Genomic DNA, 23,861 nt, shown 5'->3' on the forward strand with positions numbered 1-23,861 from the left:
TCCATTCCCTCCCTTTTTACTGCCTTTTGTTGATAGTATTTAGTCGGTTAACTCACTTCGAACCCGAGAGCTCGCAAAACGATTGGCGTCAGAAAGCCGTGAAAGAGCTGCACGCGCAGCAACACGCCAAACATCAGGTAGAGAACGACTGTCGCCGTTACCGCGAGGAACAGTGCGAACTTCCAGCTCGCCTCGGCCTGCCTGCGGAGGAACGACAACAACATCACCGGCACGCTGATATAGAAGCCGAAGACGAGGACCGCCGCGATAAAGCCGACAAAGTAAGCCCACATCGTCAGTTCGCCCGACACGGTGTGCGGACCGAACTCCGGCTCTTCCTCGGGGACGAGATTGGCCGGCACGCCAGCTTTCGATGCCGCTTGGAAGTTTTCGGCCAGCTGGTTGCCAGGTGCGCGCAACAGATCCATGCCGAGTTGCAGCAGGCACAGCGCGATGCCCGGAATGCCGACCACGAATGGCATGAACCGTGCGTTCGGCGGGAACTGAGTAGCCATTGCCACCATCGTGCCGAAGATCGCGAGCATGACGAAGGTAAGCCAGGTGCTGAAGCTGAGCTGTTTCATAGGTTCACTCCAACACTTGAATTGGCGCGATGCGGCCTGAAATTGCGGTAGAACGCATAGACCATCAGTCCAACGATCATGGCGATCAGGACAAGCGAGATGGGACGCAGGAAGAAGCTGTAACCCCAGAGCTGCAGCGCCTGATTGAGTGACGCTTCGGCTTTGCCTCCAAGAACGAGACCGATCACGAAAGGCGAGCGTGGCCACCCGGCCCGAAGGAAGCCATACCCAATCGCGCTGAACAGCACGAGGATGATGAGATTTTGCCACTGATAATCGCTGACGAAGCAGCCAAGTGATACGAAGACGAGAATAAACGGCACCAGATAGCGGCCATTGACGAAGGTAAGCACCGCGACCCAGCGGCAAACGACGAGCAGGATGCCGACTGCAATCAGATTGCCGACGACCAATGCCCATATCAACGTCCAGACGAGGTCAAGGTGTTGGGTGACCATCGTCGCGCCCGGCTGGATGCCGAGAATGAGGAACGCTCCGAGCAGCACGGCCATTCCGGAACTTCCGGGAATACCGAAGAAGAGGGTCGGCAGCAGCGAGCCGCCTTCCTTGCCGTTACTTGCGGTCTCAGGCGCGATCACACCCTCGATAGCGCCCTTGCCGAAACGCTCCGGCGTCTTCGAGCTTTGTACCGCATGGCCATAGCAAAGCCAGGCAGCGGTCGAACCGCCAAGGCCCGGGATCATGCCGATCACAGCGCCGATTACCGACGTGCGCAGGACGAGCCACCAATGGCGCGGCACGTCCATGACGCCCGAAAGCAATTGCTGATAGTTGAAGCCCTTATCCATTGGCACCGCCGAGATGGCTCCGCCCTTGGTGCTGAGCGCGATCATCTCCGGCACTGCAAAAAGAGCGAGTACGGCGGTGACGAGACTGACGCCATCCCACAGGAACAGCATGTCGCCGGCATAGCGCGGCGTACCCGTGATCGGGTCCATGCCAATCGTAGACAGCATCAAGCCGTAAAAGCCGACGATCAGGCCTTTGACGATCTTCTTGCCGCTGGAAAGAAACGCGATGAAGCTGATGCCAAGAAGCGCGATCAAGAAGAACTCTGCAGGACTGAACATCAGGATGACGGGTTCGAGAACGGGTATCATGATGGCGAATACGATCGCGCCGATGATGCCCCCGACGCCGGATGCAGTGATGCTGGCACCGAGTGCCCGCGCCGCCTGCCCCTGCTTGGCTAGCGGATATCCATCGAGAGTCGTCGCGGCATCGTCCCCGTCACCGGGTATGCCGAACATGATACTGGATATCTGGCCGCTGGTGCCGTTTACGGCGTGCATCGTCAGGAGGAACACCGCTCCTGAAACCTTGTCCATGCCGTAGACGAATGGAATGGCCATTGCGATGGAAAGCTTCCCGCCAATACCCGGCGTGACACCGACCAGCAATCCGAAGATCACGGCTATCAGCATGAGGCCCATTATGTGGGGCGAGCTCACTAGGCCGTAGAGCGCGGCAAACATGGTGTCGATCATTGCAGTATCAATCCTCCCATCCAACGAACGGCAATCCTGGATTGCTGTCCGTCATGCAATTGCTGCTAAGCTCCTCCACGAGCAGGGCGCATGCACGGTTATTGCGCTGGCTAAAACGGCAGCGGCTCTCCAATTAGGGTCAATCCGATGCATTTTGTCCAAAGCAAAATATTACGCTCAGACCAGTTGTTTTTGTGTGGGCTGGCGCAGCGGCTTAGCTAACGAGTTTGTCGCCGCCGCACGGAAGATAAGGGGAAATCCCAACGCACTAAGTTTTTCTTAGTTGGCCGCTAAGGCGAAATAGCGTGGACTTCCTCTGCATTAGAGGCAAAGTTTTTATGTGATTTTTATAAGTCTGTGTGCCCCGGCATCACGGCTACAAAGATTCCAATCAGTGTCATCGGCGCCCTCGCCGCTTCAGCATATCAGGTGAGATCGGGTGGCAGCTGGCCTTGCGGCGGGGAGAAGATTTCTTGGAACAACGTGTCGACGCATCTAGCCCACCAGAGGAGCCGCACGCATCGCTCGGATCCTTGCTCGTGTCCTTTCTCAAACTCGGTGCTTCGTCCTTTGGCGGAGGAATGGCAGCCTGGACGTATCGGGAGATTGTCGAAAGGCGCGGCTGGATGACCGATGAGAATTTCTTGCAGACACAAACCATCGCCCAGATATTGCCGGGTGCCAATCCGGTAAATCTCGCGGTCTATATCGGCCTGAAATTGCGCGGCCTTCCAGGCGCCATCATTGCCACATTCGCGATGGTGGCGCCGGCTTTCACTGTCATCATCCTGCTGAGCACGGTTTACCGGCAATTGAGTGCGTATCCCGAGACGCATTCGGTTCTGCGGGGACTTGCCTGCGTCGGAATAGCATCGACGCTGACGATGGGGATGAAGACGGCGCGGCGACTGCATGGACAGACGCTACCCATTATTATTGCACTAGCCGTATTTATCATGGTTGGTGTGTTGCGTTGGCCGCTCGTTCCAGTCGTCTTCGCAAGCATTCCGCCCAGCGTACTGGTATCCTACCTGTTGAGCAGGGACAAAAAGCATGGATGACGACAAGCTCCTCGGCCTCGTCCTTTTGTGTGTTCCGCTCTCTCTCGTCTCCTTTGGCGGGGGTCAGACCATCGTTGCCAGCTTGCAGCACCAGACCGTCGATGTGCAGCACCTCCTGACAAGCCGCCAGTTCACTGATCTCTACGCCATCTCGCGCGCCTCGCCCGGTCCTAGCACGCTCATTGTGGCGCTGATCGGCTGGGGGATCAGCGGTTTCTGGGGTGCAGTCATCGCCACGCTGGCGATCTTCATTCCGTCCTCGGCATTGATCTGCATTTTTGGCAGCTGGTGGCAGCAACATCGCCTTTCCCCCTGGGGACGCGCCGTCGAACGAGGGCTGACACCGATTGCAGTTGGGTTGATCGTCGCAGGCGGGCTGGCGGTTTCGCAGTCTGCGGGGCTGAGCCTTTTCGAAATCGCTACAACTCTCGCCGCCGCGGCGTTTCTCACACTCACAAGGGTTGGTCCCTATCCGGTCCTTGGCACCGTTGGAGCGCTCTATTTCTGCCTGAGTGCAGCCGGCAAAATCTAGTTACGCCCTTCTCGGCAATTGACCGGCGCGCAATTCGCGGTATTATGCGTAAAATAGAACGCAGTTCCTCATAGAAGAACATGCTATCTTTATTAAAGCTGCGGGAGGAGGCAGAAATGGTCGAACCACTGGTATTACGCATAGCCCTTGGCAAGCACGATCACGGGCGGCCGCTCAAGGATGGCAGCGTAAAATCGCCGCGTCTCAAACTGGAGTTCGAGGAGTTTGATCCCCTGCCGAAGGCTTTCCGGACGATGGTCCGGGGCGGGGATCTCGATGTCAGCGAGATGGCGTTGACGACCCACCTCGTTGCCGTTGACCTGGGCAAACCCATTACAGCGCTTCCCATCCCGCTCTGGCGCAGGCTGCATCACGACAATCTGGTTTGCGCTGCAGGATCGGACCTCGGCGATCCGGCCGAACTTCAAGACAAGAAGGTTGGCGTGCGCGCCTATACACAGACCACCGGCGTCTGGATCCGCGGTATTCTCAAATCGGAATATGGCGTGGACCTCAATCGCATCACATGGGTGACCATGGAAGATGCCCATGTCGCCGAATACAGGGATCCGGAAAATGCGGTCCGCAACACCAGCGGCAAGGGTCTGCGTGAACTCCTGCTGTCGGGCGAACTTGCAGCAATCATGGGTGAACGCAATGTCGATCCCGCCGATGTGCGTCCTGTCATACGGGATGCAGAAGATGCAGCACTGAAGTGGTCCGAAAAAACGGGAATATTCCCGGTCAACCACATCGTTTCCGTCAGAAAAGAACTTCTCGAACAGCATCCCTGGCTTGGCGGTGAACTGATGGCGCTCTTTGAAGAGGCGCGGGTGAAATCCGGTGCCAAGGGGACAGCTGCTTTGCCCTACGGACTGGGAGCGACACGCAAGCCAATGCAGACGCTGCTCGACTACGCCTTCGATCAACGGCTGAGTTCACGACCCTACGAAGTCGATGAGCTTTTCTGGAAAATCTGAATCCAACACAACTTCATTCTTGGGCAATTTTCATGATCATCGATATTCACGGTCACTACACCACGGAACCCCAGGCACTGCACCAGTTCAGGGACAAGCAGCTGGCCGGCCTCGCTGATCCCATGCGGCGCCCGACGAGCACGGATCTTGGCATCACCGATGACATGCTGCGCCAGTCCGTCGAGCCGCAACTCAGGCTTCAACGCGAACGCGGCAGCGACCTGACGATCTTTTCGCCGCGCGCTGCGGGTATGGCCCACCATGTGGGAACCGAGGCTGTCAGCATGCAGTGGACCACACTTTCCAATGATTTGATCTACCGGATCTGCCAACTGCTCCCCGATAATTTCGCCGCCGTCGGTCAATTGCCGCAGCATCCCGGATCTCCCCCGAAGAACTGTATTCCGGAACTGGAGCGTCTCGTTAACGAGCTTGGATTCATCGGGGTCAATCTCAATCCCGACCCGTCCGGCGGCTACTGGACGGATCCGCCGCTTACCGATCCTCAATGGTACCCGCTCTACGAAAAGCTCTGCGAACTCGACGTGCCGGCGATGATCCACGTGACATCATCGTGCAACCCGAATTTCCATCACACGGGCGCGCACTACATCAACGGCGATACGACAGCCTTCATGCAGCTCATACAGGGCGATCTTTTCAAAGATTTTCCGACGCTGAAACTCGTCATACCGCATGGAGGTGGCGCAGTACCCTTCCATTGGGGCCGATATCGCGGTCTTGCGCAGGAGATGAAGAAACCGCTGCTGGCCGACCATCTTTTGAAGAACGTCTTCTTCGACACATGTATCTACCACTATCCGGGGATCGAACTGATGGCCAAGGTCATCCCGGTCGACAACATCTTATTCGCCTCGGAAATGCTGGGCGCCGTTAAAGGCATCGATCCGGAAACCGGTCATTACTATGACGACACCAAGCGCTATATCGACCAGCTTGCGACACTGGACGAGCCAAGCCGCTACAAGATTTTTGAAGGCAATGCACGGCGGGTCTATCCGCGCCTTGACGCGCAGCTGACGAAACGCGGGCATCCCGCCAAGCCGGCAAACTGAGATGAGGTCACTGCACTCAGCAGCAGGACAGGTCATCGCCATTCGAGACGATGGCCTGCTTCATCCACGATGGCGGCAAGTCTTCCGGCGTGACCTCGCTGATGGGTTTGAACACCTTAAATGCGTGCCGGCTATCGCTCGTGGTCCAGAATGTCACGATGGTTTCGAGCGGCGGGCATCCGGGCAATCCGCAAGCGACCTCGATCACCGAGACTGTCATGTCGTCCGAAAGACTGAAACGCTCCGCCGTCCAGGTCTTTACGCGCCTGATAGCGGTAAGTCGTTCGCGGTCGGGAATGGCGGATTTGAGCATGGTTTCAACCTGAGGGCCGGCGCAAATGCTGCCGGTACCGGACATCTAAATAGGATGACAAACGCGAATTTGTCAAAACTGAACGCAGAACCGCACCACTGACAGAACTTGCATGTTCGCCAGTCAGCGACGAGAACTTCCAGGGAGTTTGAAATGACAGAACAAGTCTTAGCTGCTGTCCGCACCGGGCCAAGCCAGATGGAGATTCGCGAATATCCGATGCCCGATATTCCTGAAGACGCGGCGCTACTGAAGATGGAAGTGGCGGGTATCTGCGGGACCGATGTCAAGCTGTTCAAAACGCCGCCCTCAAATGCTCCGACCATCATGGGCCACGAAAACATCGGCTATATCGCCAAGGCAGGCCGTGAATTCACCCGGCGCAAGGGCTTCAAGGAAGGCGACCTGGTTTTCGTCGAGCATTATGTCATGTGCGGCAAATGCAAATGGTGCCATCAAGGCCAATACCGCCATTGCGAAAACACCGATTGGCGCAATAATCCGGACGGTATTCGCTATGGCTATACCAGTGCAGAACGCACCCCGCATCTCTGGGGAGGCTTTGCGCAATACGTCTATCTGCCGTGGAATGCCGTGGTGCACCGCGTTCCGGCAGGCGTGACACCCGAACTTGCAGGCCTGGTAACGCCCATGGCCAACGGTGTCGAATGGTCACTTTTCGATTCCAATGTCGGCTACAATTCCACGGTGCTTATCCAGGGACCTGGTCAGCAAGGGCTTTCGCAGACCGTCATATGCAAGCAGGCGGGCGCTTCGCTCATCATCGTCACCGGAACCACCAAGGACGCGGCGCGCCTCGAAGTGGCAAAGTCGCTCGGAGCCGACTACGTCATCGACGTGCAGAAAGAGGACCCGCTTGCCCGCATCATGGAGATTACAGGCGGAAAGGGCGTTGATGTCTCACTGGATTGTACGGCGGGTGCAGGTACGATTCCGATCCTGCTCGGCATCGAGGCTCTGGTGCGTAAAGCCGGCACCATTCTCGTTCAGGGCGAACTGAAGGAATTTCCGAACTTTCCCCTCGAGAAGATGACCGTCAAGGCGATCACACTCAAGAGTGCCCGAGGCCACAGCTATCAGGCCTGTGAACTTGCTCTCGAACAGATCGCCTCCAAACGCTTCGATCTCGAAAAGATCACGACCCACCGTTTCGGGTTGAAGGACGCGGCCCTCGCCATCCGGTCCGTCGGCGGACACGGCGTGCCGGATGTGATCCATGCATCATTGCTACCCTGGGAATAGCCTCGATATCTCATAAGAATCTGGAAAGGAACACCGCCATGGCACATGGATTTCGAATACTCGAACGGACACGCAGGGTGGACGAACAAACGGTCAGGCAGTTTCGCGAACTGCCGGTGGCCAATGTCAGCGATGTCATGTCGCGGCTGACCGCAGGCGGACCGAATCTCCGCCCGTTGCACGCAGGCGGGCCTTTGGCGGGACCGGCTTTCACGGTAAAGACCCGGCCCGGCGACAATCTGATGATTCACAAGGCACTGCTGATGGCGAAGCCCGGCGACGTGATCGTCGTCGATGCCGGCGGAGAGTTGTCAAATGCGCTTGTCGGCGAGATGATGCTTTCGCACGCCATACAGATCGGCGTTGCCGGCGTTGTGATAAATGGCGCCGTTCGCGACTACGGCTGGATCAAGAACAACAGCTTTCCGGTGTTTGCAGCAGGCATCACGCATCGCGGTCCCTACAAGGACGGTCCGGGCGAAATCAACGCGCCGATCTCGCTCGATGGCATGGTCATCAATCCGGGCGATCTGATCATGGGCGATGACGATGGACTGCTCTGTGTTCCATATGAACTGACTGGCGAGATTTATCCGCTCGCCAAGGCGAAGCATGAAGCCGAATTAAAAACGGTGGCCAACACGCTTGCGGGCAAGCTCGATCCCAAACTTTGGGTCGATGAAAGCCTGAAGCGGCTCGGTTGCGAAGGAGTTTGAAAATGGCGACGGCCACTATCGACGGAATATCGACGCGCTACGAAGTTGTTGGCTCGGGCGAGCCGTTGCTCATGTATTCGCCGGGCGGCTTCGACGCAACGATCGAAAAGTGGTCCACCCAGGGCATCTATGCGCAGATCAAGTTTCTGGACCAACTTTCCAAGAAATACAGTTGTATCGTCTTTGACCGACGGGAAACAGGGCAATCAGGCGGGCGCGTCGAGCGGGTGACCTGGGCGCATTATGTCGAACAGGGCAAGGGCTTGCTAGACCATCTCGGCATCGACAAGGCCCATCTCATGGGCGGGTGCATGGGCTGCAGCGCAGTTTCGGCCTTCGGTGCGACCTATCCCGACAAGACTTTAAGTATGATCCTGTTCTGGCCGGTTGGCGGGGCCAGGTATCGAATGACCGGTCACCAGCGGTTTGCCGAACACCTCGCTTTTGTCAACCAGAACGGGCTCGAGGCTGTCGTCAGTCTGGCGAAGGAAAGCACCAAGGCTTTCGGCGCGGATCCGCGAGGCGGTCCCTGGGTATCGGTTATTCGAAATTTCCCCGACTTTGCGGCCAAGTATTCGCGTCTCAACCTCGACCATTACAGGGCCATCGTGGCCGGGATGGTGCGAACGCTGCTCGATCGGGATACGTCGCCCGGCGCGGAGCCTGAAGACCTGCTATGCCTCGACATTCCAACGCTTATTATTCCCGGAGCCGACGCGTCGCATGCGACCTCGGCCGCGCGCTATCTGCAGGAATGCATCCCGGGGTCAGACTATTGGGATATACCGGTCCCGGAGCAAAGCGCGGCAAACTGCAATGCCAAGGTGCTCGATTTTCTGCAGGCGATTCCGAGGTAAAACTGATACCGTTCAGGCTGGCACCTTTGCCGGGTCGCCAAAATTCGGCAAGAACGTTTCACCCCGCGTGGCAAGGAACGACTGAAACGCAGCCATGACAGGCGTGACTGCGCGATCGCTGCGGCTGATGGCAAACCACTGGCGGCGAATCGGCAATCCCACGACATCGAGAACGGCAAGCTGGCCTGCCTGAACCTCGGCGGCTACGCTCTGCATCGACAGAAAGGCAATGCCGAGATCGGCCATGACAGCCTGCTTGATGGCCTCGACAGTTTCCATCTCTGTGCTCGGGCCATCAAGCCGGCCGGGTATATCCTTCAGGAAGCGCTCTAAAAACGTTCTGGTACCGGACCCCTTCCCCCGGTGCAGAAAATGTTCGTTGGCAATCTCTGCTTTGGTAATATCGCGCTTGCCTGCCAAGGCGTGACCGGGCGCGCTGACGACGACCAGCGAGTGCTCGCCGAATACCGTGGCGCGAACTGAAATATCCCGCGGTGGACGTCCCAGCAGCGCGATATCGACGGCGCGATCCTTCAGCCGGGCGATCGTCTCGTCCCGGCGATCAATGATCAGTTCCAGATGCACATCGGGATATTCTTTGGAGAAGGCTGCAAACAACGGCGTCGCAAAATATTTGACTGTGGACACGGCCCCGACCGTGATATGCCCGCGTTTCACGCGGCGGAAGGCGTTGATGTCGTCATCAAGTCGCTGCAAACGCTCATCGATCTCTTTCGCCGCTTCGAGAAAAACTTTTCCGGCTTCTGTCGGAAACATGCCGTGCGGCATGCGCTCGAAAAGCGTCACGCCCGCATCTTCTTCCAGCTGCTTCAGTTGTAATGTGATGGCCGGTGCGGTCAGCCTCAAGGCCTTCGCCGCATCTACGATCTTTCGATGAGTCTCGATCGCCAGCAGCGACTGGAGCTTTCGAAAGGTGACGTTTTTCATTGAGCCACAATAAAAAAACTTAATGGCTGAGTAAAGGGATTTGACCGTCAAGCCTTTAAAAGCTGGTACTAAATCGGCATCTAGCTGCGCTTGAAAACATCCTTGAGCGACGCCGGGTCAATACCCAAGGTCCGTAGTGCCGACGCCGGTGGCGTGCGCCTGTTTTCAACGGCCAATGCACACTCTTTTGCGGCGCTGAGGCAACTCGCCATGTTGGCGATGCTTGAAAGAACATTGCGGAACCAACGCGTTCCAGCATTGCGGTCTTGGGTAATTATAGTCACAACACGTCCTTCCTGCCATTGTGCACCGCAATGTAAATCAGGCGGACAACGCGGGAAACAACGCTTTGGCAAGGCTGGTACATCGATTTTGCATAGCGGCGGAGATTGTCTATGCGATCGAGGTCAATTGTCTGCTTCTATTTGGGGCGGTTGGGAGCGGTCAATCGGGTGCGCGTATGGCCCGATCGTAGCGGCGAGCCTGTCTATCATTCCATCGACAAACGCGATGAATGCAGTGTCGTCGCTTAATCCCTTGTGGGCAGCGTGAGCCAGATAGAGTGTCAACCTTACCGACGGCCGTTCGATACGCCGGGCAATCAATGCTCCCGATTGAATTTCTTCCGACACGATACCGAACGGCATGATGCTTTCTGCGAGACCATGAAGAATCAGAGCCTTGATCGCTTCCATCGATTGGACCTGATAGGTCACGTTTACATCCAGCGACAGGCGGGAGGCCGTCTTATGAATACGGCGCCAGATAATATCCCGGCTGGACACAAGTGCCAGATCGCCTGCAACCGCCTGTTTGAACGATATTCCACCCTCGGGAGTATCTCCCCCCGGTGCCGCGATATGGAGCAAGTCTTCCTTCATGAGGGCAAGGCGTCTGAGACCCGGATTCTCCTCGATGTCATAGGCAAGGACATAGTCAAGTTCGCCGCGCTCGAGCGCGTCGGTCAGGACGAAACTCAACTCCTCCACCACATGCAACGCGATACCGGGCAGTTGCTGTTTTGCGGCGACCACCAGTTCGGTTCCGATCAGCTTCAGGATGCTTGGCGTAGCACCAAGCCTGATGCGCGCACGCTCGCCAGCCAGTGAAATCAAGTCACGGCGCGTGTCCTCGATCCGCTGCAGAATTTCATGCGCACGTTCATAAAGCAAAAGCCCTGCAGGTGTTGCACTGACACCCCTCGAATGGCGGTCGAGCAATTGAACATGCAGCGATTCCTCGAGATTGCGTATCTGTATTCCCAGAGCGGTCTGCGCCAGATTCAACTGTTCCGCCGCTTTCGTAATATTGCCTACGTCAACGACCTTTATGAAGTATATCAGCTGACGAGGTTTCATTGCGGCTTTCAGCGGCTGTCGGTTGCGGCCAAATGATCAATAGAACTGGTCGAAATGCACTTGGGTTGCGTCAACGCCAAGGTCGACCAACATTTTCTGTATTGCTTGTCCCATTGCGGGGGGACCTGCAAAATAGATCTCGCACGAAGGAAGCCGCGCGGCGAAAAGACTATGAGCGACTTCATGGACATAGCCTCTGTAACCATCCCAGCCATCATCGGCTTCAGGCATTCCGGAAACAACTGGATGGTAGTGAATATTTGTACCAAATCCCGGTAGCATTTGCAGCATTTCCTTGCCGCAAATATCCTTCGCCGTGCGCCCGCCGAAGATAAAATCTATGCGTCTTCCGGCAAGGCTTGGTACAACAGCCGCCGCGCGCGTAATGGACACCATCGGTGAAAGGCCCGAACCGCCGGCAATACAAACGATATCCCTCGGCGAATCCTCACGAAGATATGCCATGCCATAGGGGCCATCGAGCTCGATACGATCCCCAACGCGCAGTTGCGAGAACAAGTATCCTGTTGCCTCGCCGCCCGGCACACGGCGTATCTGAAAGTGCCATTCCCCGTCATCATTGCTGGTATTCGCCATTGAATAGGCGCGACCACCCGGTATTCCGGGCAGATGCAGCAAGGCATATTGACCTGAAAGGAAACGGCTCGTTGCCTCCGACCGGAAGCGAAACTCCCGGATGTCATGCGTGATGTCAGACGTTGCAACCAAGGTCGCAGCCTGGCGTTGCGGCCTGAAAAGGCTCTCATACTGCGGCATCAGCCGCAGCTTGACGGCGCAATCGGACGAGGGGCTGGCCTGGCAGCCCAGTCGGCGGCCGCGCGCGCGATCGCGTTCGCTCAAGCCCGGCGGATCCGCACGCAATTCTTCGATTTCACCTTCAAGGAGATCGAAGCGGCAATTACCGCATGACCCGACATTGCACTCATATGGAAAACCCAGGCCTGCCCGGAGTGCCGATCGCATGATCGTGTCGCCTTCGTCGCACTCCCAGCGGAGGTCGCTTCCATTCAGCGTGATGACTGCCATGCGTGGGCTTCCCATTTCTGCCTATCGATGCCTTGCCGAGTATCCGAGACGCGCCGATATCGCTGCAACGGTTTCCAGAAGTGGTGGTGCAAACCCTTCGAGCGCCTCGATCGACAATCTCTGCAAGGGTCCGCCAATCCCGACAGCAGCGACGACCACACCATTTGAATCCCGGACCGGTGCAGCGATGACCCGGATCCCCGGTTCGCTTTCCTCGTCTTCAATGGCATAACCGCGCTCACGGACTTCGGCGAATATCTTCCGTATCTGCTTGGGATCGACCGGCGTACGCGGCGTACGGCGGGCGAGCGGTCCTGCCAGAACGTGTTCGATCGTCTCTTCCGGGGCGAATGCAAAGATAGCGCGACCGACTGCCGTGCAATGTGCGGGGCGGCGGACGCCGAGATCCGATTTTATCGACAATGCCTGCGGGCTTTCCAGATCATAGACATGCATGATTTCGATGTCTGTCGGGATGCCGAGGATGATGGTTTCGCCGGTGTGTTTGCGCAGGTCGAAAAGAAACGGGCGCGCTTCATTGGAAACATTCATACGCCGGCGTACAAGCGTCCCAAGACCGAATAACCCGACCCCGAGTTTGTAGCGCTCGGTTTCCGGGTTTTGCTCCAGCAGCCCTTCCGAAACCAATGTCACGGCAAGGCGATGAACGGTGCTCTTTGCCACCTTCAGCTTCAATGCCAGTGCGCTGACGCCGATCTCCACCTCGTCTTCTGAAAAGGCTTTCAGCAACCGTATTGCCGTCGTGACGGACGACAGCCGATTGCGCTTGGACGATGGCGTTTTCTTTGAACTGGACGTGTCTTTGGAAGGTGGGTTCATGGGTTCAGCATTCCGTTTGATCGCGTGGACAACAGTGCCGTTCATAACACAGCCCTCGCAATTTCCCAGACCACCCATTCGATAGCCATTCCGAGACCAGAATTCCTTTGGAACCCACCACCCCCCGGTCATGCTGGTGCCAATATCTCCGTCCCTTGGCAGCAGCATCTCAAACTCGCAACGCGCTCAGCATTTCGCTGACATATTCAGCGCCCGTCGAAACAACGAGCATTGCCGCGAAGGGACGCATCGTGGTCAATGTCCGCTTCAACTGTTCGGAAGGAACGCTGGCCGAATTGAGGACCAGACCTGTGGTCATCTTGCTGCGCACGAAACAGGCGTTGCCGATTACCTCGGCGGCTTCAGCCGATGCTCCGGCGGATGTGACCATGACGATAACATCCGCGTCGGCAATTTCGTCGACGAGATTGGTCCGCTTTCCATCAATATCCTCGAGTATTGCATCGACCGACAACATTTTCAGCGAGTTCGTAGCGCCCTTTGGTTCGATATATCGCAGAAAGTGGGCACCATCCGAAGCTTGATCCACCAACGACTTCAGAGCCGCGACGCTGTCAGAATCGAGAGCAATGATGCGCGACTTCCTCGGCCTGGAGTTCGGGTAACCAATTCTGAACCGGGCTTCCTCTGCCGTGGTAGCGCGCGCACTTTCACTGAGACCAAGCTGCATATCGTTCTCCTTTGGAACGGACCGTCACCGTGGCTCAGACAGAGGCCGGCGCTTTCCCCTCAATCACTGTCAACGCTTCGGCGGCTGCATCGATGTAGGACTGATCGACAGGCAACACGACAGCCGCCGACCGCACGCGGTGGTGGGCAGGATCGACACCCGGAGGGGTAATACCTTTGTCCTTGAATGCCCGGACAGCCTTCAGCAAACGGTGACGCGCCATGATGATCCCGTTATCCGTCGATACCAGGTTTTCCTTTGTCCGGTCGACGATGGGTCCCATGCTTTCCTGCAATGAGGCATCCTGCATGGCGATGCCTTCGACGCCGGAATAGGTTACGCCAAGACGCTGGGCCTCGCGATCCATGAGATAATCATTGTCCTTGTTGGCGGCGGGACGGAAGGTTCCAGGAACGTATGTGACATGAATGCCCTTGCCGTCGAGCATTGCCTGGCGCTCTTCGGGCGTCAGAGCCCGGACTGGGTGGTAGTCGAAGCTCCACGCCCAGCAATTCTCGTCGTCGATCGGGATCCAGAAATGGCCATGGACAGGATGGTTGCCGCGCGGCGGCACCATGGTGAACGACGGCATGACCCACGGCGTTACACGCCAGTAATAGTGGCCTTCCTCGGCATTCCTGCGGGCGCCGATGAATAGTCCGCCTTCATTGTCCGTGACTTCGAAAAATGGCTTGGAGTCTGCCATATTGTATTTGTTGCCGCGGGCACCCTTGAACAGCGGGTCGCTGTTGAGACTTCCGCTATGAAGGAAGGAAACATGGCTCGAATCGATGCCGCCTTCCATGGCCTGCAACCAGTTCGACTCCTGCCAGCGCTTCGATGTGAACGTCTGCTCAGGCGGCACAAGCGCAAATTCCCATTCCGGATGCGGCGGCTCTTTGTCGGCTGGCCCCATATAGGTCCAGAGAATATCGCCGATCTTGATGAGTGGATAAGACTTCAGCTTGATCTTGTTGCAGAAGCCGCTTTCCTTGGGTTCCGACGGCACCTCGATACATTGACCCGTGTGGTCGTACTTCCAGCCGTGATAGGGGCAGCGCAATCCGCCCTTCTCGTTGCGGCCAAACCACAATGAAACACCCCGGTGGGCACAAAACTCGTCGATCAGTCCATAGCGGCCTTCGCTATCCCGGAACGCCAGCAAACGTTCGCTGAGCAGTTTTATGCGAACCGGCGGACAATCATTGGCCGGCAGTTCTTCCGCAAGCAGCGCCGGTATCCAGTAGCAGCGAAACATGTCGCCCATGGGTGTGGCTGGGCCAGTCTGCGTCAGAAGGTCGTTTTGTTCTTTTCTAAGCATTCAATCCTCCTCGAATCGTCCAGTCGCGACGAAATCCGGCTGCTGTTTGGCCGAGCCAGAACGTTAATCGTCAGTTTCGAGTTGACGTCCCGCTCTGATCGGTTATTCTTGCATCGCGTTCCTTTATACAGAACGTTGTTTCGTTTTAGAAAACTACAGGCTGTTGGCGAGCTAGTCAAGCGCGCGGCGGCAGCAGGGAGAAAGGATATGGACCAGATGACGCAAACGCGTTCGAGGATAAGGCTTTGTTCTGCGGATGATGTTGATTTCGACAGCGCCATCAGAGTCGAATCCGGCGATCTCGTGCTGGCCGTTTTCAACGTCAATGGGACGTTCTACGTGACAGACGATGCCTGCACCCACGGCCCGGGCTCGCTGTCGGAAGGATATATCGACGGCCATACGATCGAATGCGATTTTCACAATGGTGCATTCGATCTTCGCACCGGCGAGGTCGTCGCCCCACCCTGCATGGTACCCGTGCGAACCTACAAAGTGGTCGTCGAGAACGACGACGTGATGATCGAGGTGTAAAGCATATGTGATATCGCGGGCATAACAGATTTGTATAATATGGGATTTTATTAGAAACACGACGGGAGGGATTATGGATTCTCATGCGCGGACAACAGATGGAAACCCCGAAAAGGCGGGGATAGCGCTTCCATCGGAAACGTCATTGCGAGCTGAAATCGCGATTGCCACGCGGCTCCTGAACAGCCTGAAAATACTTGAATACAGTGGTCATGTCAGCGCCCTCTTGCCCGGCAACGAGACCTTGCTCGTACAGCCCCAGGAGAAAAGCCGTGCCGAAGTGTCGCCCGAAGATCTTCTCGTCTGCGACATGGACGGCAAGGTTGTGGCAGGTCCAAAAGGCGTCAAACCTCCTTCAGAAGTTTTCCTTCATTGTGAGATTTATCGTGAGCGACCGGATGTGAAATCGATTGCGCATTTCCATAATGATGCAACCAATGTCTTCACCCTTGTCGAAGATATGCACCTTCTACCCTTCAAGAATCACGCGATACGCTGGCGGAGCGGCATTCCCGTTCATGCGGACCCGGCCCATGTCAGCAACAGTGAACAGGGCCGCAGTGTCGCCGCCACGCTCGGCGCTCACCATGCCATGCAGATACGCGCCCATGGCCAGATCGTGACCGCGGAGACGGTGCGCGGGGCATTCATCGATTCGCTTCATCTCGTAGAGAACGCGGAAGCGGCTTATCGCGCTGCCGCCATCGGCAAGGTCAAGCCGTTGACGGACGCCGAGCTTGATTCATTTGCCCACAGCTTTCGCCGCGATCATCACATTCGCAAACTCTGGAGCTACTATGTGCGCGGCGCGTTGCGCGAGGGATTGTTCCCGGTGAGCTGGAGCGAACAGAAGTAGCAAAACGCCGGCGGAGCGAGCGGCGCCTCGCTGGCAACCGGAAAGATGGTCTTTCCGAAATCAAACTACCGCCGCTCCGAGCGGCTGTTAGGCTATGAAGCAAGTATAATATCCGCGAGTGCCTGCAGGCGCAGCGGAAATGCATCGACAGGAGGAATCAATGCACCAGGATCCACTAGGCGGCGGCACCGGCACCCACTGGCATGAACCCGCCGGCACGAAGAAAGCCGGTTTCGGTGAGTTCAAGAAGCAGCCGACCCCTTATGACCAGTTCATGGTGGAAGAAGACATTCCTGTCTTTCGCGACCTCGGCGTATCAAGTGTCAAAAACCTTCCCTTGAAACCGTGGAAGCGCACCGGCGGACGCGGCACTTATATCCAGCTGCTTGGGACAGAAACCAAATGGGGTTGCCATCTGGTGGAGGTGCCAGCGGCGGGCGCGCTTCATCCGGAAAAGCACATGTATGAGGAAATCTACATCGTCGTCGAAGGACGCGGCTCCACCGAGGTGTGGCTCGAGGGTGAAGGACGCAAGCACATCTTCGAATGGCAGGAAGGGTCGATGTTTTCGATACCGATGAACGCCATGCACCGGATCGTCAACGCAACCAACAGTCCGGCACTTCTGCTTGGCGGCACGACCGCGCCCAATGTCCTCAACCAGATCCAGAATGCCGATGCGGTTTTCAACAACCCATATGTCTTCCGCGACCGCTTTTCCGGAGCCGATGACTTCTACAAGTATCGCGAGGAAATCGAGCCCGACCCCGTTCGGGGGCTCGCCATGCGGCGGACCAACTTCATGCCGGACGCCGTCAATTGCGAACTGCCGCTCGACAACAGACGCTCGCCAGGCTACCGCCGCGTCGAACCGTTCATGACCAATAATACTTTCTACTACTGGATCGGCCAGCACGAGAACGGCCGCTATTCCAAAGCCCACGCGCACACGTCGGCGGCAATTCTGATCTGCCTCAAAGGCGAAGGGTACACCTACACCTGGCCCGAGGAATACGGCGTCAATCCGTGGAAGGATGGCCATGCCGACAAGATCAAGCGCCTTGATTATGGTCCATTCGGCATGGTGTCTGCCGCCCCGGGTGGTGCGCGCTGGTATCATCAGCACTTCAGTGTTTCCAAGGAGCCTTTCCGCCTGATGGCGTGGTTCGGCCCGCATAACCCTGGCCGCGACCCCGGCGCGCCGGGTGAAAAGCACACCGACTATACGGCCATCGACGTCAATGAAGGCGGCACGGCTATTCCGTACTGGATGGAAGACCCCTATATCCGCAAGGAATACGAGGAGAAGCTGAACCGCAATGGCGTCGAGATCCGCATGAAGCCGGAATGGTACGTCAAGCCGGATGACACGACGAAGAAAATGTCTACCGTCGTCTGAGCAGCTGAATTCAATGTCAGAGGAACCAGAGGAAGGCGGCCGGATATTCTTCTCCAATATCGGCCGCAGCATGGAACTCGAGGATGAGATACAGTTGACCAGTGTCGGTATCGACATTGGATCATCAACGTCTCACCTCGCCTTCTCCCGCATCGTGCTGGAGCGGCTCGATACACGCTACATGGTTGTAGAACGGACGCTGCTGCACCAATCCGATGTTTTGCTCACGCCCTACCGCAGCGATGATGCTATCGACGCCGACGCGCTCGCATCGTTCTTCGAGGCGCAATATGAAGCCGCCGGCCTTAAGCCTGAGGATATCGACACGGGCGCGCTCATCCTCACCGGCGTCGCTGTCAGGCGCAGCAATGCGCGTGCCATTGGCGAGATTTTTTCGGCGCAGACCGGCAAATTTGTGGTGGTGAGTGCGGGAGATGGTCTGGAGACCACTCTGGCTGCGTTCGGCTCTGGCGCGGTCGCTCTTTCCGGCAGAACGCGCCAGCGCGTACTCAACGTCGACATCGGCGGAGGAACGTCAAAACTCGCCCTGTGCGAAAACGGCGCCATTCGCCATATCAGCGCCATCGACATTGGCGCCCGCGTCGTCGCCTTCGATGCAGACCGGCGCGTTACGCGGTTGGAAGAAGCCGGCAAATATTTTGCGAAACGAGCGGACGTGGCGCTGCGGCTCGGCGCGGTTCTCACCCCGGGTGATGCCGAAAAACTTGCCGCGTCCATGGTCGACCATCTGTTCGAGGCAATGAAGGGTGGCGCAATGCGCAGCGAAACCGCTGGTCTCCATCGCCTGCCTGCCCTGCCGGCGGGACCACCACCGGACATAGTCACGATTTCCGGCGGCGTTTCGGAATTTCTCTATGCCGATACCAATGCAGGGTTCAGCGATCTCGGACCCTTGCTGGCCCGGCAATTGCGCAAGCGGCTCGACGACTGGAGGCCGCGCCTTGAACGTCCCGAACAGGGTATCCGGGCGACCGTCGTCGGCGCCTCGCAATATACTGTACAGGTTAGCGGCAGTACGATCTTCGTCAGGCCACTCGATGCCCTGCCCGTTCGCAATGTTCCCGTCATAAAGCCCGCATTCGCATTCGATGATGATATCGACGCCGAACGTGTTGGCTTAATGGTGAAGGAAGCACTGGCACGGCTCGATTTGACCCACGGCGACAGCCCTGTGGCCATTTGCTACGAATGGCAGGGATCGGCAAGCTACAGGCGCCTCGATGATTTCTGTCGGGGGATACGAGAGGGCTTGTCACAGATCCTTGCCAAAGGTCACCCCCTGATCCTCGTCGGCGACAGCGACGTCGGGGGACTGGTGGGGATGCATTTCGTCAGTGCGGACGGCGTCAATTCAATCATCTCGATCGACGGCATCAAGCTCGACGAGTTCGATTTCATTGATATCGGCGCCATGCTCGAAACGTCCGGCGCTGTGCCCGTCGTCATAAAGTCACTGGTATTTCCCAATATGGGCCTTGGCCAGAAGGGTCTCGAACCAGTCGAACCGGCGTGAGAAAAGTTTCACGCCGATACTTCGACGTGCAGATTGTCATAGCCTTTGGCACGATAGACGATGACCGAAACGATCCAGCTCATGACGAATATACCGACGACTGCATAACCGAAATTGGCCAGATTATCGTTCAGCCCTCCAACGAACTGCCAGAACGCTCCTTGAAGTCCGAGCTTGTCGCTGATCAGACCAAGAGCTTCCACGCCGCCGATAAAGACAGCGACGATGACAGACGCTCCGGTGATTGTCAGATTGTACCAAAGCTTGCGCATGGGGTTGATCGACGCCCAACCATAGGCACCAGTCATCAGGACGCTATCGGTCGTGTCCATGAGCGACATGCCCGCTGTGAAGAGCGCAGGAAACACGAGGATCGTCCAGAATGACATGCCCTGCGTCGCTTGCGCTGCCGAAATTCCGAGCAGGCCGATTTCCGTTGCGGTGTCGAAACCCAACCCGAACAGGAAGCCGATCGGATACATATGCCAGGACCGCGAAACCACGCGGAAAATCGGCCGGAAGATGCGAGCGATGAGTCCTCGTCCTGACAGCAGTGCGTCGAGGTCCTCGTCGACAATTTTCTCGCCGCGCCGCGCGCGGCTGAAAGCTGACCAGATACCCCGCAGGATAAAAAGATTGGCCAGGCCGATAACGAGGAGGAACACGGCCGACACAGATGTGCCGATGACACCGCCGACATCATGGAACGATTCAAGATTGCTCTGCATCGCAGCGGCTGTCGCGGCAATGATCAGGGAAGCGATGACGACGATGCTTGAGTGCCCCAGCGAAAAGAAGAAGCCGACCGAATAAGGCGTCTTGCCCTCCTGCATCAACTTGCGGACGACATTATCGATCGCGGCAATATGATCGGCGTCGAAAGCATGGCGCAGACCGAACATGTAGGCGAGAAGAGCAGTCCCCAGCAATGAAGGGCGATCGGAAAAGGCAATCCACGCCCAAGCCCAGGCGCCGACGTTGGCCGCGATCAGGATGACATAGGTCACGATGACCTTGGCCTTCAGCCGCGCCGGCTGATCGTCGAAAGGATTGGGGATCATATAAGCCTCCTCCGCTGGCCAGGTATCGCGTGTGCTGGTAAACATGCGCAGAGGGCCGTTGTATCGGAAGCAACCATAGAAAATCGCAAAGTATGATGTCTACGCGAAAAAATCTTACTCGCCCGTTTAAAAAAACTTGGAGCCGAAGATGCAAAGAATAACGATTACCCTCGATGACGATCTGATGGAGGAACTTGACAGGGTGATCGCGGCAAAGGGCTACCAAAATCGCTCCGAGGCCATCCGCGACCTGGCGAGGGCCGGGATGAAGTTGACATCGATCGAAACAGGGACAGCGACGCAGGTGATCGGTGTTCTGAGCTATGTCTTCGACCATGGGGCACGCGACCTTGCCCGCCGGTTGACAAATACCTTCCACGATCATCATTCCCTTGCGGTATCGAGCATGCATGTTCATCTCGATCACGACAACTGCCTCGAAATCGGTGTCCTCAAAGGACCGCCGGACCAGATTCAGCATTTTGCTGAACATGTCATTTCAGAACGTGCGGTGAGATACGGACATCTGCATTTGGTACCGGCGGGATTGCCAAAAACCCAGCTTTGACCCGCAAACATCACCCAGGTGTTTACGCAGGATGGTGAGCATGCTTGCGCGCTCGCGTCAGGTTGACATCGTCCTTCACAATGCTAAGCTCATTTAGAGGAACGTTGTTCTTTATAGCGGAACAACCAGCTGCGCGGGTATCGGGAGTGCATCATGAAGAAACTTTTGCTGGGAGCAGCGTTTGTTGCCTGCTTGTCGTTGAATGCTATGAGTGCGATGGCAGCGGAACTCACCAAGGTGAAAATCGGTATCGTCAACGCGAGCAGTGATATCGCTTTCTTCATCGCCGACAAAAAAGGCTACTTCCGTGAAGAAGGTATCGAGGCGGAGTTCGTGCCCTTCGATTCCGGCGCGAAGATGGTTGCTCCGCTGGGAGCTGGCCAGCTCGACGTTGCCGGCGGCTCGGTATCGGCGGGATTGTACAACGCCGTGGCACGAGGGATCGGAATCAAGGTTGTCGCCGATAAGGGCTCGACGCCACCAGGTTACGGCTATCAGCCACTTCTGGTCCGCAAGGATCTCGTGGAAAGCGGCAAGTATAAGTCGCTCGCCGACCTCAAGGGCATGAAGGTCGCGGGCAGTGCCACTGGCAGCGCCTCGACATCGACCATGAACGAGGCGTTGAAAAAGGCCGGGCTCAAACCCAGCGATGTCGAGCGTGTATTCCTCTCGTTTCCCCAGCACATCATCGCGCTCGAGAACAAGGCTGTCGATGCCGCTCTCACGACAGAACCGTCCGCAACAGAAGCTGTGCGCCGCGGTGTCGCCGTTCGTATTATGGGTGATGACGAGATTTACCCCAATCACCAGCTCGCGGTGGTCCTATACTCGGCGGAGTTCGTCGGGGAACAGCCAGATGCCGCAAAAGCATTCATGCGCGCCTATATCCATGCGCTTCGTGACTACAATGATGCCCTTGCCAATGGCAAGCTGGCCGGCCCGGCCGCAGACGAAGTGATCTCGATACTGACCGAATATACACCGATCAAGGATGCTTCCGTCTATCGCGCCATTGTTCCGCAAGGCATTGATCCAGACGGCAAGCTCAACGCCGCCAGTCTCGAAAACGATCTCAAATACTTCCAGAGCGAAGGTCTCGTACCGGCAAGCGCAACTGTCGCCCAAATCCTTGACGCGTCGTTCGCAGATGAAGCGGTCAAGGAACTGGGCCCGTATCAACCAAAAAAATAGCGCGGGTCCCAGACGCAATCTGGCTTGGAAAACTGGCAGGACATGGACAATTACACTCAACAGAAGCGCATGCTGGTCGATGCGATCCTCATGCTCGAACGCGCGGGAATCATAGATTTCAACGGCCATGCCAGTTGGCGTGTTCCTGGCGAAAATCGCATGCTGATCAATTCCGGTGCATCGGTCCGCTCGGCACTCACTATCGACGATATCGTGATGACAGATTTCGATGGCAAGCCGGTCGACGGCGGTGCAGTGCCGCCGATGGAGTTTCATATACACTCGGAGATTTACCGTCGCCGCGCGGATGTGGGTTCGGTCATCCACGCTCACCCGCTGTGGTCAACGCTTTTCAGCATGACAGGCAATTCCGTCGAGCCGGTGATCATGCAGGCAGCTGTGATCGGCGAGATCATGCAGTTCGGCGAGATAGCATCGATCAACACGAAGAAACTCGGTGAAGCGCTTGCCACGACGCTTGGCGCACATCGCATCGCAATGCTCAAATCGCATGGGTCAGTGATCGCAGCGGCCAGCATTGTCGAAGCATTCGTCCTCGCAGTGTATCTCGAGGAAAATGCGCAAAGGCAGTATTTGGCAAAAAGCCTTGGCGAACCAACCGTTCTGACACCCGAGCAGATCGCTACGATCGCAGGCAATCTCTGGAAGCCCAACCTTTTGCAAAAGGTCTGGGACTATCACGCGGGTAAATTGGGCCCTGTCTGACCTACGGGCTGGGCTTCTCGAACATATCTTTAATGCTGGTGCCAAGCTTGCTTGTAGCGCCGATGATCGCAACTGCTATTAGGGCAACAATCAGTGCGTATTCAACGGCACTTGCGCCGGTTTCGTCCTTGAGGAAGCGCGCGAAGAGCTTTGCCATTGTTCGCCTCTCCTGTTCAAAGTCTCGTTGAATCGTCCTCCTCATTGAGTAATTTGGCAAAAGAGACTGTCGTTATTGGTTAATTTTTACTTTCCGCGAACAGCCAAATTTAACTAAAACTTGTATAAAATGAATATATTTCGATCCAATTCAGAACTGATTTGATATTTTGGAATGTCCACGAGCAGCAAACGTCTCGGATATAGTTGGAATTATAAGTACCTAATTATTTAACCGAATTTAATCAACTTCTGTAAAACTAATTTAAGCAACAAATTCAGTCACTTTTCGGTAACCATCTATGTTAGGGAAACCGAAATTGCTGGAAATCTATGTTGATGACGGTTCAACGAAACCATGCACAACAACAGGATAGGCAATCAAATGAACACTCTCTTCGCACGCTTCCTCAAAGACGAATCCGGCGCAACTGCCATCGAATATGGCCTGATTGCTGCCCTTATCTCCGTCGGTATCATTGCCGGTGCAGGCACGCTAGGCAACGGCCTCAACAGCGTATTCAACAAGCTCGGCACCAAGATGAACGGTGTTGTAGTTAACTAAGTTTACTTGGTGGAGCTGCCCGATCATGGGCAGCTCCACCAAAAACCGCATCTTTGTAACCGGGTTTACGCGAGTTTGCCTTGTCCCGAGCATCGATGTTCGCGGCAATCCAGAAAACCGTTTGATCGGCTAGACTGGTAACCTTCTGTTGCCAAGAACCCTGGCGTACGACCTTT

The 23,861-nt window shown here is 56.5% G+C and carries 26 protein-coding genes; 15 read left to right on the forward strand and 11 right to left on the reverse strand.

The window, feature by feature from the left end; all coding sequences use genetic code 11:
• Nucleotides 1–47 precede the first annotated feature (47 nt).
• Together J2X72_RS19605 and J2X72_RS19610 are read right to left on the reverse strand one after the other, a co-directional pair.
• Entirely contained in the window at nt 48–584 is a 537-nt protein-coding gene (locus J2X72_RS19605) for a tripartite tricarboxylate transporter TctB family protein (protein WP_310074722.1), read from the reverse strand.
• Nucleotides 581–2,092 carry a tripartite tricarboxylate transporter permease gene (locus tag J2X72_RS19610; RefSeq protein ID WP_310074724.1) on the reverse strand — a complete coding sequence of 504 codons (1,512 nt, stop codon included), beginning with the start codon at nt 2,090–2,092 and terminating at the stop codon, nt 581–583. The genes J2X72_RS19605 and J2X72_RS19610 overlap by 4 nt, the downstream gene beginning before the upstream one ends.
• Before the next feature lie 473 nt (nt 2,093–2,565).
• Here J2X72_RS19610 and J2X72_RS19615 point away from each other — a divergent pair, with 473 nt between their 5' ends.
• From J2X72_RS19615 to J2X72_RS19630, 4 genes are all read left to right on the forward strand, one after another.
• Nucleotides 2,566–3,153, forward strand: a complete 588-nt coding sequence (locus tag J2X72_RS19615; protein WP_162702022.1) for a chromate transporter — start codon at nt 2,566–2,568, stop codon at nt 3,151–3,153.
• Entirely contained in the window at nt 3,146–3,685 is a 540-nt protein-coding gene (locus J2X72_RS19620; protein ID WP_183663047.1) for a chromate transporter, read from the forward strand. The genes J2X72_RS19615 and J2X72_RS19620 overlap by 8 nt, the downstream gene beginning before the upstream one ends.
• Before the next feature lie 116 nt (nt 3,686–3,801).
• Nucleotides 3,802–4,665 (forward strand): phosphate ABC transporter substrate-binding protein, encoded by an 864-nt coding sequence (locus J2X72_RS19625; protein ID WP_112531456.1) that lies wholly within the window; start codon nt 3,802–3,804, stop codon nt 4,663–4,665.
• A gap of 32 nt (nt 4,666–4,697) precedes the next feature.
• Nucleotides 4,698–5,741 (forward strand): amidohydrolase family protein, encoded by a 1,044-nt coding sequence (locus tag J2X72_RS19630; RefSeq protein ID WP_310074727.1) that lies wholly within the window; start codon nt 4,698–4,700, stop codon nt 5,739–5,741.
• Between the two features lie 16 nt (nt 5,742–5,757).
• Here J2X72_RS19630 and J2X72_RS19635 read toward each other — a convergent pair whose 3' ends face one another.
• Complete coding sequence (locus J2X72_RS19635; protein ID WP_112531621.1) at nt 5,758–6,054, reverse strand: hypothetical protein; 297 nt, start codon at nt 6,052–6,054, stop codon at nt 5,758–5,760.
• A 153-nt stretch (nt 6,055–6,207) separates the two neighbouring features.
• Between J2X72_RS19635 and J2X72_RS19640 the strand changes: the two genes are divergently transcribed.
• The 3 genes from J2X72_RS19640 to J2X72_RS19650 are packed head-to-tail and all read left to right on the forward strand — an operon-like array spanning nt 6,208 to nt 8,890.
• Nucleotides 6,208–7,317, forward strand: coding sequence for an alcohol dehydrogenase catalytic domain-containing protein (locus tag J2X72_RS19640; protein ID WP_310074729.1), 1,110 nt, complete (start codon nt 6,208–6,210; stop codon nt 7,315–7,317).
• Nucleotides 7,318–7,355: 38 nt separating this feature from the next.
• On the forward strand, nt 7,356–8,033 hold the full coding sequence (locus tag J2X72_RS19645; protein WP_183663056.1) for an RraA family protein: 678 nt from the start codon (nt 7,356–7,358) through the stop codon (nt 8,031–8,033).
• 2 nt (nt 8,034–8,035) lie between these two features.
• Nucleotides 8,036–8,890 (forward strand): alpha/beta hydrolase, encoded by an 855-nt coding sequence (locus tag J2X72_RS19650; RefSeq protein WP_310074732.1) that lies wholly within the window; start codon nt 8,036–8,038, stop codon nt 8,888–8,890.
• 12 nt (nt 8,891–8,902) lie between these two features.
• Here J2X72_RS19650 and J2X72_RS19655 read toward each other — a convergent pair whose 3' ends face one another.
• The 6 genes from J2X72_RS19655 to J2X72_RS19680 all read right to left on the reverse strand — a co-directional run bounded on the left by J2X72_RS19655 (nt 8,903) and on the right by J2X72_RS19680 (nt 15,095).
• On the reverse strand, nt 8,903–9,838 hold the full coding sequence (locus tag J2X72_RS19655; protein ID WP_310074733.1) for a LysR family transcriptional regulator: 936 nt from the start codon (nt 9,836–9,838) through the stop codon (nt 8,903–8,905).
• 407 nt (nt 9,839–10,245) lie between these two features.
• Nucleotides 10,246–11,196: a LysR family transcriptional regulator gene (locus tag J2X72_RS19660; protein WP_210003446.1), complete on the reverse strand. Its 951-nt coding sequence runs from the start codon at nt 11,194–11,196 to the stop codon at nt 10,246–10,248.
• A 36-nt stretch (nt 11,197–11,232) separates the two neighbouring features.
• Nucleotides 11,233–12,243, reverse strand: coding sequence for an FAD-binding oxidoreductase (locus J2X72_RS19665; RefSeq protein ID WP_310074735.1), 1,011 nt, complete (start codon nt 12,241–12,243; stop codon nt 11,233–11,235).
• A 21-nt stretch (nt 12,244–12,264) separates the two neighbouring features.
• Nucleotides 12,265–13,083: an IclR family transcriptional regulator gene (locus J2X72_RS19670; RefSeq protein ID WP_224506490.1), complete on the reverse strand. Its 819-nt coding sequence runs from the start codon at nt 13,081–13,083 to the stop codon at nt 12,265–12,267.
• A 169-nt stretch (nt 13,084–13,252) separates the two neighbouring features.
• Complete coding sequence (locus J2X72_RS19675) at nt 13,253–13,774, reverse strand: 3-methyl-2-oxobutanoate hydroxymethyltransferase (protein WP_183663074.1); 522 nt, start codon at nt 13,772–13,774, stop codon at nt 13,253–13,255.
• A 34-nt stretch (nt 13,775–13,808) separates the two neighbouring features.
• Nucleotides 13,809–15,095 (reverse strand): Rieske 2Fe-2S domain-containing protein, encoded by a 1,287-nt coding sequence (locus J2X72_RS19680; protein ID WP_112531446.1) that lies wholly within the window; start codon nt 15,093–15,095, stop codon nt 13,809–13,811.
• A 207-nt stretch (nt 15,096–15,302) separates the two neighbouring features.
• Here J2X72_RS19680 and J2X72_RS19685 point away from each other — a divergent pair, with 207 nt between their 5' ends.
• The 4 genes from J2X72_RS19685 (at nt 15,303) to J2X72_RS19700 (ending at nt 19,418) form a co-directional block, all read left to right on the forward strand.
• The gene (locus J2X72_RS19685; RefSeq protein WP_224506489.1) at nt 15,303–15,629 is read left to right on the forward strand and encodes a non-heme iron oxygenase ferredoxin subunit; all 327 of its coding nucleotides are present in this window, start codon (nt 15,303–15,305) and stop codon (nt 15,627–15,629) included.
• Nucleotides 15,630–15,702: 73 nt separating this feature from the next.
• Complete coding sequence (locus J2X72_RS19690; protein ID WP_310074742.1) at nt 15,703–16,485, forward strand: class II aldolase/adducin family protein; 783 nt, start codon at nt 15,703–15,705, stop codon at nt 16,483–16,485.
• A 160-nt stretch (nt 16,486–16,645) separates the two neighbouring features.
• On the forward strand, nt 16,646–17,884 hold the full coding sequence (locus J2X72_RS19695) for a cupin domain-containing protein (RefSeq protein ID WP_310074744.1): 1,239 nt from the start codon (nt 16,646–16,648) through the stop codon (nt 17,882–17,884).
• A 13-nt stretch (nt 17,885–17,897) separates the two neighbouring features.
• Entirely contained in the window at nt 17,898–19,418 is a 1,521-nt protein-coding gene (locus tag J2X72_RS19700) for an ethanolamine ammonia-lyase reactivating factor EutA (RefSeq protein ID WP_310074745.1), read from the forward strand.
• Between the two features lie 8 nt (nt 19,419–19,426).
• Here the strand turns inward: J2X72_RS19700 and J2X72_RS19705 are convergent, their stop codons facing one another.
• A complete protein-coding gene (locus J2X72_RS19705) occupies nt 19,427–20,479 on the reverse strand; it encodes a HoxN/HupN/NixA family nickel/cobalt transporter (RefSeq protein WP_112531442.1) in 1,053 nt (350 codons plus the stop codon).
• 148 nt (nt 20,480–20,627) lie between these two features.
• On the opposite strand from J2X72_RS19705, the gene nikR reads away from it, so the two are divergent.
• The 3 genes from nikR to J2X72_RS19720 all read left to right on the forward strand — a co-directional run bounded on the left by nikR (nt 20,628) and on the right by J2X72_RS19720 (nt 22,964).
• On the forward strand, nt 20,628–21,047 hold the full coding sequence (gene nikR, locus J2X72_RS19710; RefSeq protein ID WP_210003453.1) for a nickel-responsive transcriptional regulator NikR: 420 nt from the start codon (nt 20,628–20,630) through the stop codon (nt 21,045–21,047).
• A 153-nt stretch (nt 21,048–21,200) separates the two neighbouring features.
• Nucleotides 21,201–22,238 carry an ABC transporter substrate-binding protein gene (locus tag J2X72_RS19715; RefSeq protein WP_310074746.1) on the forward strand — a complete coding sequence of 346 codons (1,038 nt, stop codon included), beginning with the start codon at nt 21,201–21,203 and terminating at the stop codon, nt 22,236–22,238.
• 42 nt (nt 22,239–22,280) lie between these two features.
• Nucleotides 22,281–22,964 (forward strand): class II aldolase/adducin family protein, encoded by a 684-nt coding sequence (locus tag J2X72_RS19720; RefSeq protein ID WP_310074748.1) that lies wholly within the window; start codon nt 22,281–22,283, stop codon nt 22,962–22,964.
• A gap of 1 nt (nt 22,965) precedes the next feature.
• On the opposite strand, the gene J2X72_RS19725 is transcribed toward J2X72_RS19720, so the two are convergent.
• Nucleotides 22,966–23,121 carry a Flp family type IVb pilin gene (locus J2X72_RS19725; RefSeq protein WP_310074750.1) on the reverse strand — a complete coding sequence of 52 codons (156 nt, stop codon included), beginning with the start codon at nt 23,119–23,121 and terminating at the stop codon, nt 22,966–22,968.
• A 384-nt stretch (nt 23,122–23,505) separates the two neighbouring features.
• On the opposite strand from J2X72_RS19725, the gene J2X72_RS19730 reads away from it, so the two are divergent.
• Entirely contained in the window at nt 23,506–23,685 is a 180-nt protein-coding gene (locus J2X72_RS19730; RefSeq protein ID WP_112531618.1) for a Flp family type IVb pilin, read from the forward strand.
• Nucleotides 23,686–23,861: the final 176 nt, after the last annotated feature.

Source organism: Phyllobacterium sp. 1468, assembly GCF_031455525.1.
Classification (GTDB): domain Bacteria; phylum Pseudomonadota; class Alphaproteobacteria; order Rhizobiales; family Rhizobiaceae; genus Phyllobacterium.

Bases quoted from the DNA above. Each gene is read 5' to 3' on its own strand.
- J2X72_RS19635 (WP_112531621.1), bottom strand. From the start codon at position 6,054: ATGCTCAAATCCGCCATTCCCGACCGCGAACGACTTACCGCTATCAGG.
- J2X72_RS19620 (WP_183663047.1), top strand. From the start codon at position 3,146: ATGGATGACGACAAGCTCCTCGGCCTCGTCCTTTTGTGTGTTCCGCTC.
- J2X72_RS19640 (WP_310074729.1), top strand. From the start codon at position 6,208: ATGACAGAACAAGTCTTAGCTGCTGTCCGCACCGGGCCAAGCCAGATG.
- J2X72_RS19650 (WP_310074732.1), top strand. From the start codon at position 8,036: ATGGCGACGGCCACTATCGACGGAATATCGACGCGCTACGAAGTTGTT.
- J2X72_RS19730 (WP_112531618.1), top strand. From the start codon at position 23,506: ATGAACACTCTCTTCGCACGCTTCCTCAAAGACGAATCCGGCGCAACT.
- J2X72_RS19675 (WP_183663074.1), bottom strand. From the start codon at position 13,774: ATGCAGCTTGGTCTCAGTGAAAGTGCGCGCGCTACCACGGCAGAGGAA.
- J2X72_RS19695 (WP_310074744.1), top strand. From the start codon at position 16,646: ATGCACCAGGATCCACTAGGCGGCGGCACCGGCACCCACTGGCATGAA.
- J2X72_RS19700 (WP_310074745.1), top strand. From the start codon at position 17,898: ATGTCAGAGGAACCAGAGGAAGGCGGCCGGATATTCTTCTCCAATATC.
- J2X72_RS19665 (WP_310074735.1), bottom strand. From the start codon at position 12,243: ATGGCAGTCATCACGCTGAATGGAAGCGACCTCCGCTGGGAGTGCGAC.
- J2X72_RS19680 (WP_112531446.1), bottom strand. From the start codon at position 15,095: ATGCTTAGAAAAGAACAAAACGACCTTCTGACGCAGACTGGCCCAGCC.
- J2X72_RS19605 (WP_310074722.1), bottom strand. From the start codon at position 584: ATGAAACAGCTCAGCTTCAGCACCTGGCTTACCTTCGTCATGCTCGCG.
- J2X72_RS19725 (WP_310074750.1), bottom strand. From the start codon at position 23,121: ATGGCAAAGCTCTTCGCGCGCTTCCTCAAGGACGAAACCGGCGCAAGT.
- J2X72_RS19685 (WP_224506489.1), top strand. From the start codon at position 15,303: ATGGACCAGATGACGCAAACGCGTTCGAGGATAAGGCTTTGTTCTGCG.
- J2X72_RS19660 (WP_210003446.1), bottom strand. From the start codon at position 11,196: ATGAAACCTCGTCAGCTGATATACTTCATAAAGGTCGTTGACGTAGGC.
- J2X72_RS19670 (WP_224506490.1), bottom strand. From the start codon at position 13,083: ATGAACCCACCTTCCAAAGACACGTCCAGTTCAAAGAAAACGCCATCG.
- J2X72_RS19720 (WP_310074748.1), top strand. From the start codon at position 22,281: ATGGACAATTACACTCAACAGAAGCGCATGCTGGTCGATGCGATCCTC.
- J2X72_RS19625 (WP_112531456.1), top strand. From the start codon at position 3,802: ATGGTCGAACCACTGGTATTACGCATAGCCCTTGGCAAGCACGATCAC.
- J2X72_RS19630 (WP_310074727.1), top strand. From the start codon at position 4,698: ATGATCATCGATATTCACGGTCACTACACCACGGAACCCCAGGCACTG.
- nikR (WP_210003453.1), top strand. From the start codon at position 20,628: ATGCAAAGAATAACGATTACCCTCGATGACGATCTGATGGAGGAACTT.
- J2X72_RS19690 (WP_310074742.1), top strand. From the start codon at position 15,703: ATGGATTCTCATGCGCGGACAACAGATGGAAACCCCGAAAAGGCGGGG.
- J2X72_RS19610 (WP_310074724.1), bottom strand. From the start codon at position 2,092: ATGATCGACACCATGTTTGCCGCGCTCTACGGCCTAGTGAGCTCGCCC.
- J2X72_RS19655 (WP_310074733.1), bottom strand. From the start codon at position 9,838: ATGAAAAACGTCACCTTTCGAAAGCTCCAGTCGCTGCTGGCGATCGAG.
- J2X72_RS19705 (WP_112531442.1), bottom strand. From the start codon at position 20,479: ATGATCCCCAATCCTTTCGACGATCAGCCGGCGCGGCTGAAGGCCAAG.
- J2X72_RS19645 (WP_183663056.1), top strand. From the start codon at position 7,356: ATGGCACATGGATTTCGAATACTCGAACGGACACGCAGGGTGGACGAA.
- J2X72_RS19715 (WP_310074746.1), top strand. From the start codon at position 21,201: ATGAAGAAACTTTTGCTGGGAGCAGCGTTTGTTGCCTGCTTGTCGTTG.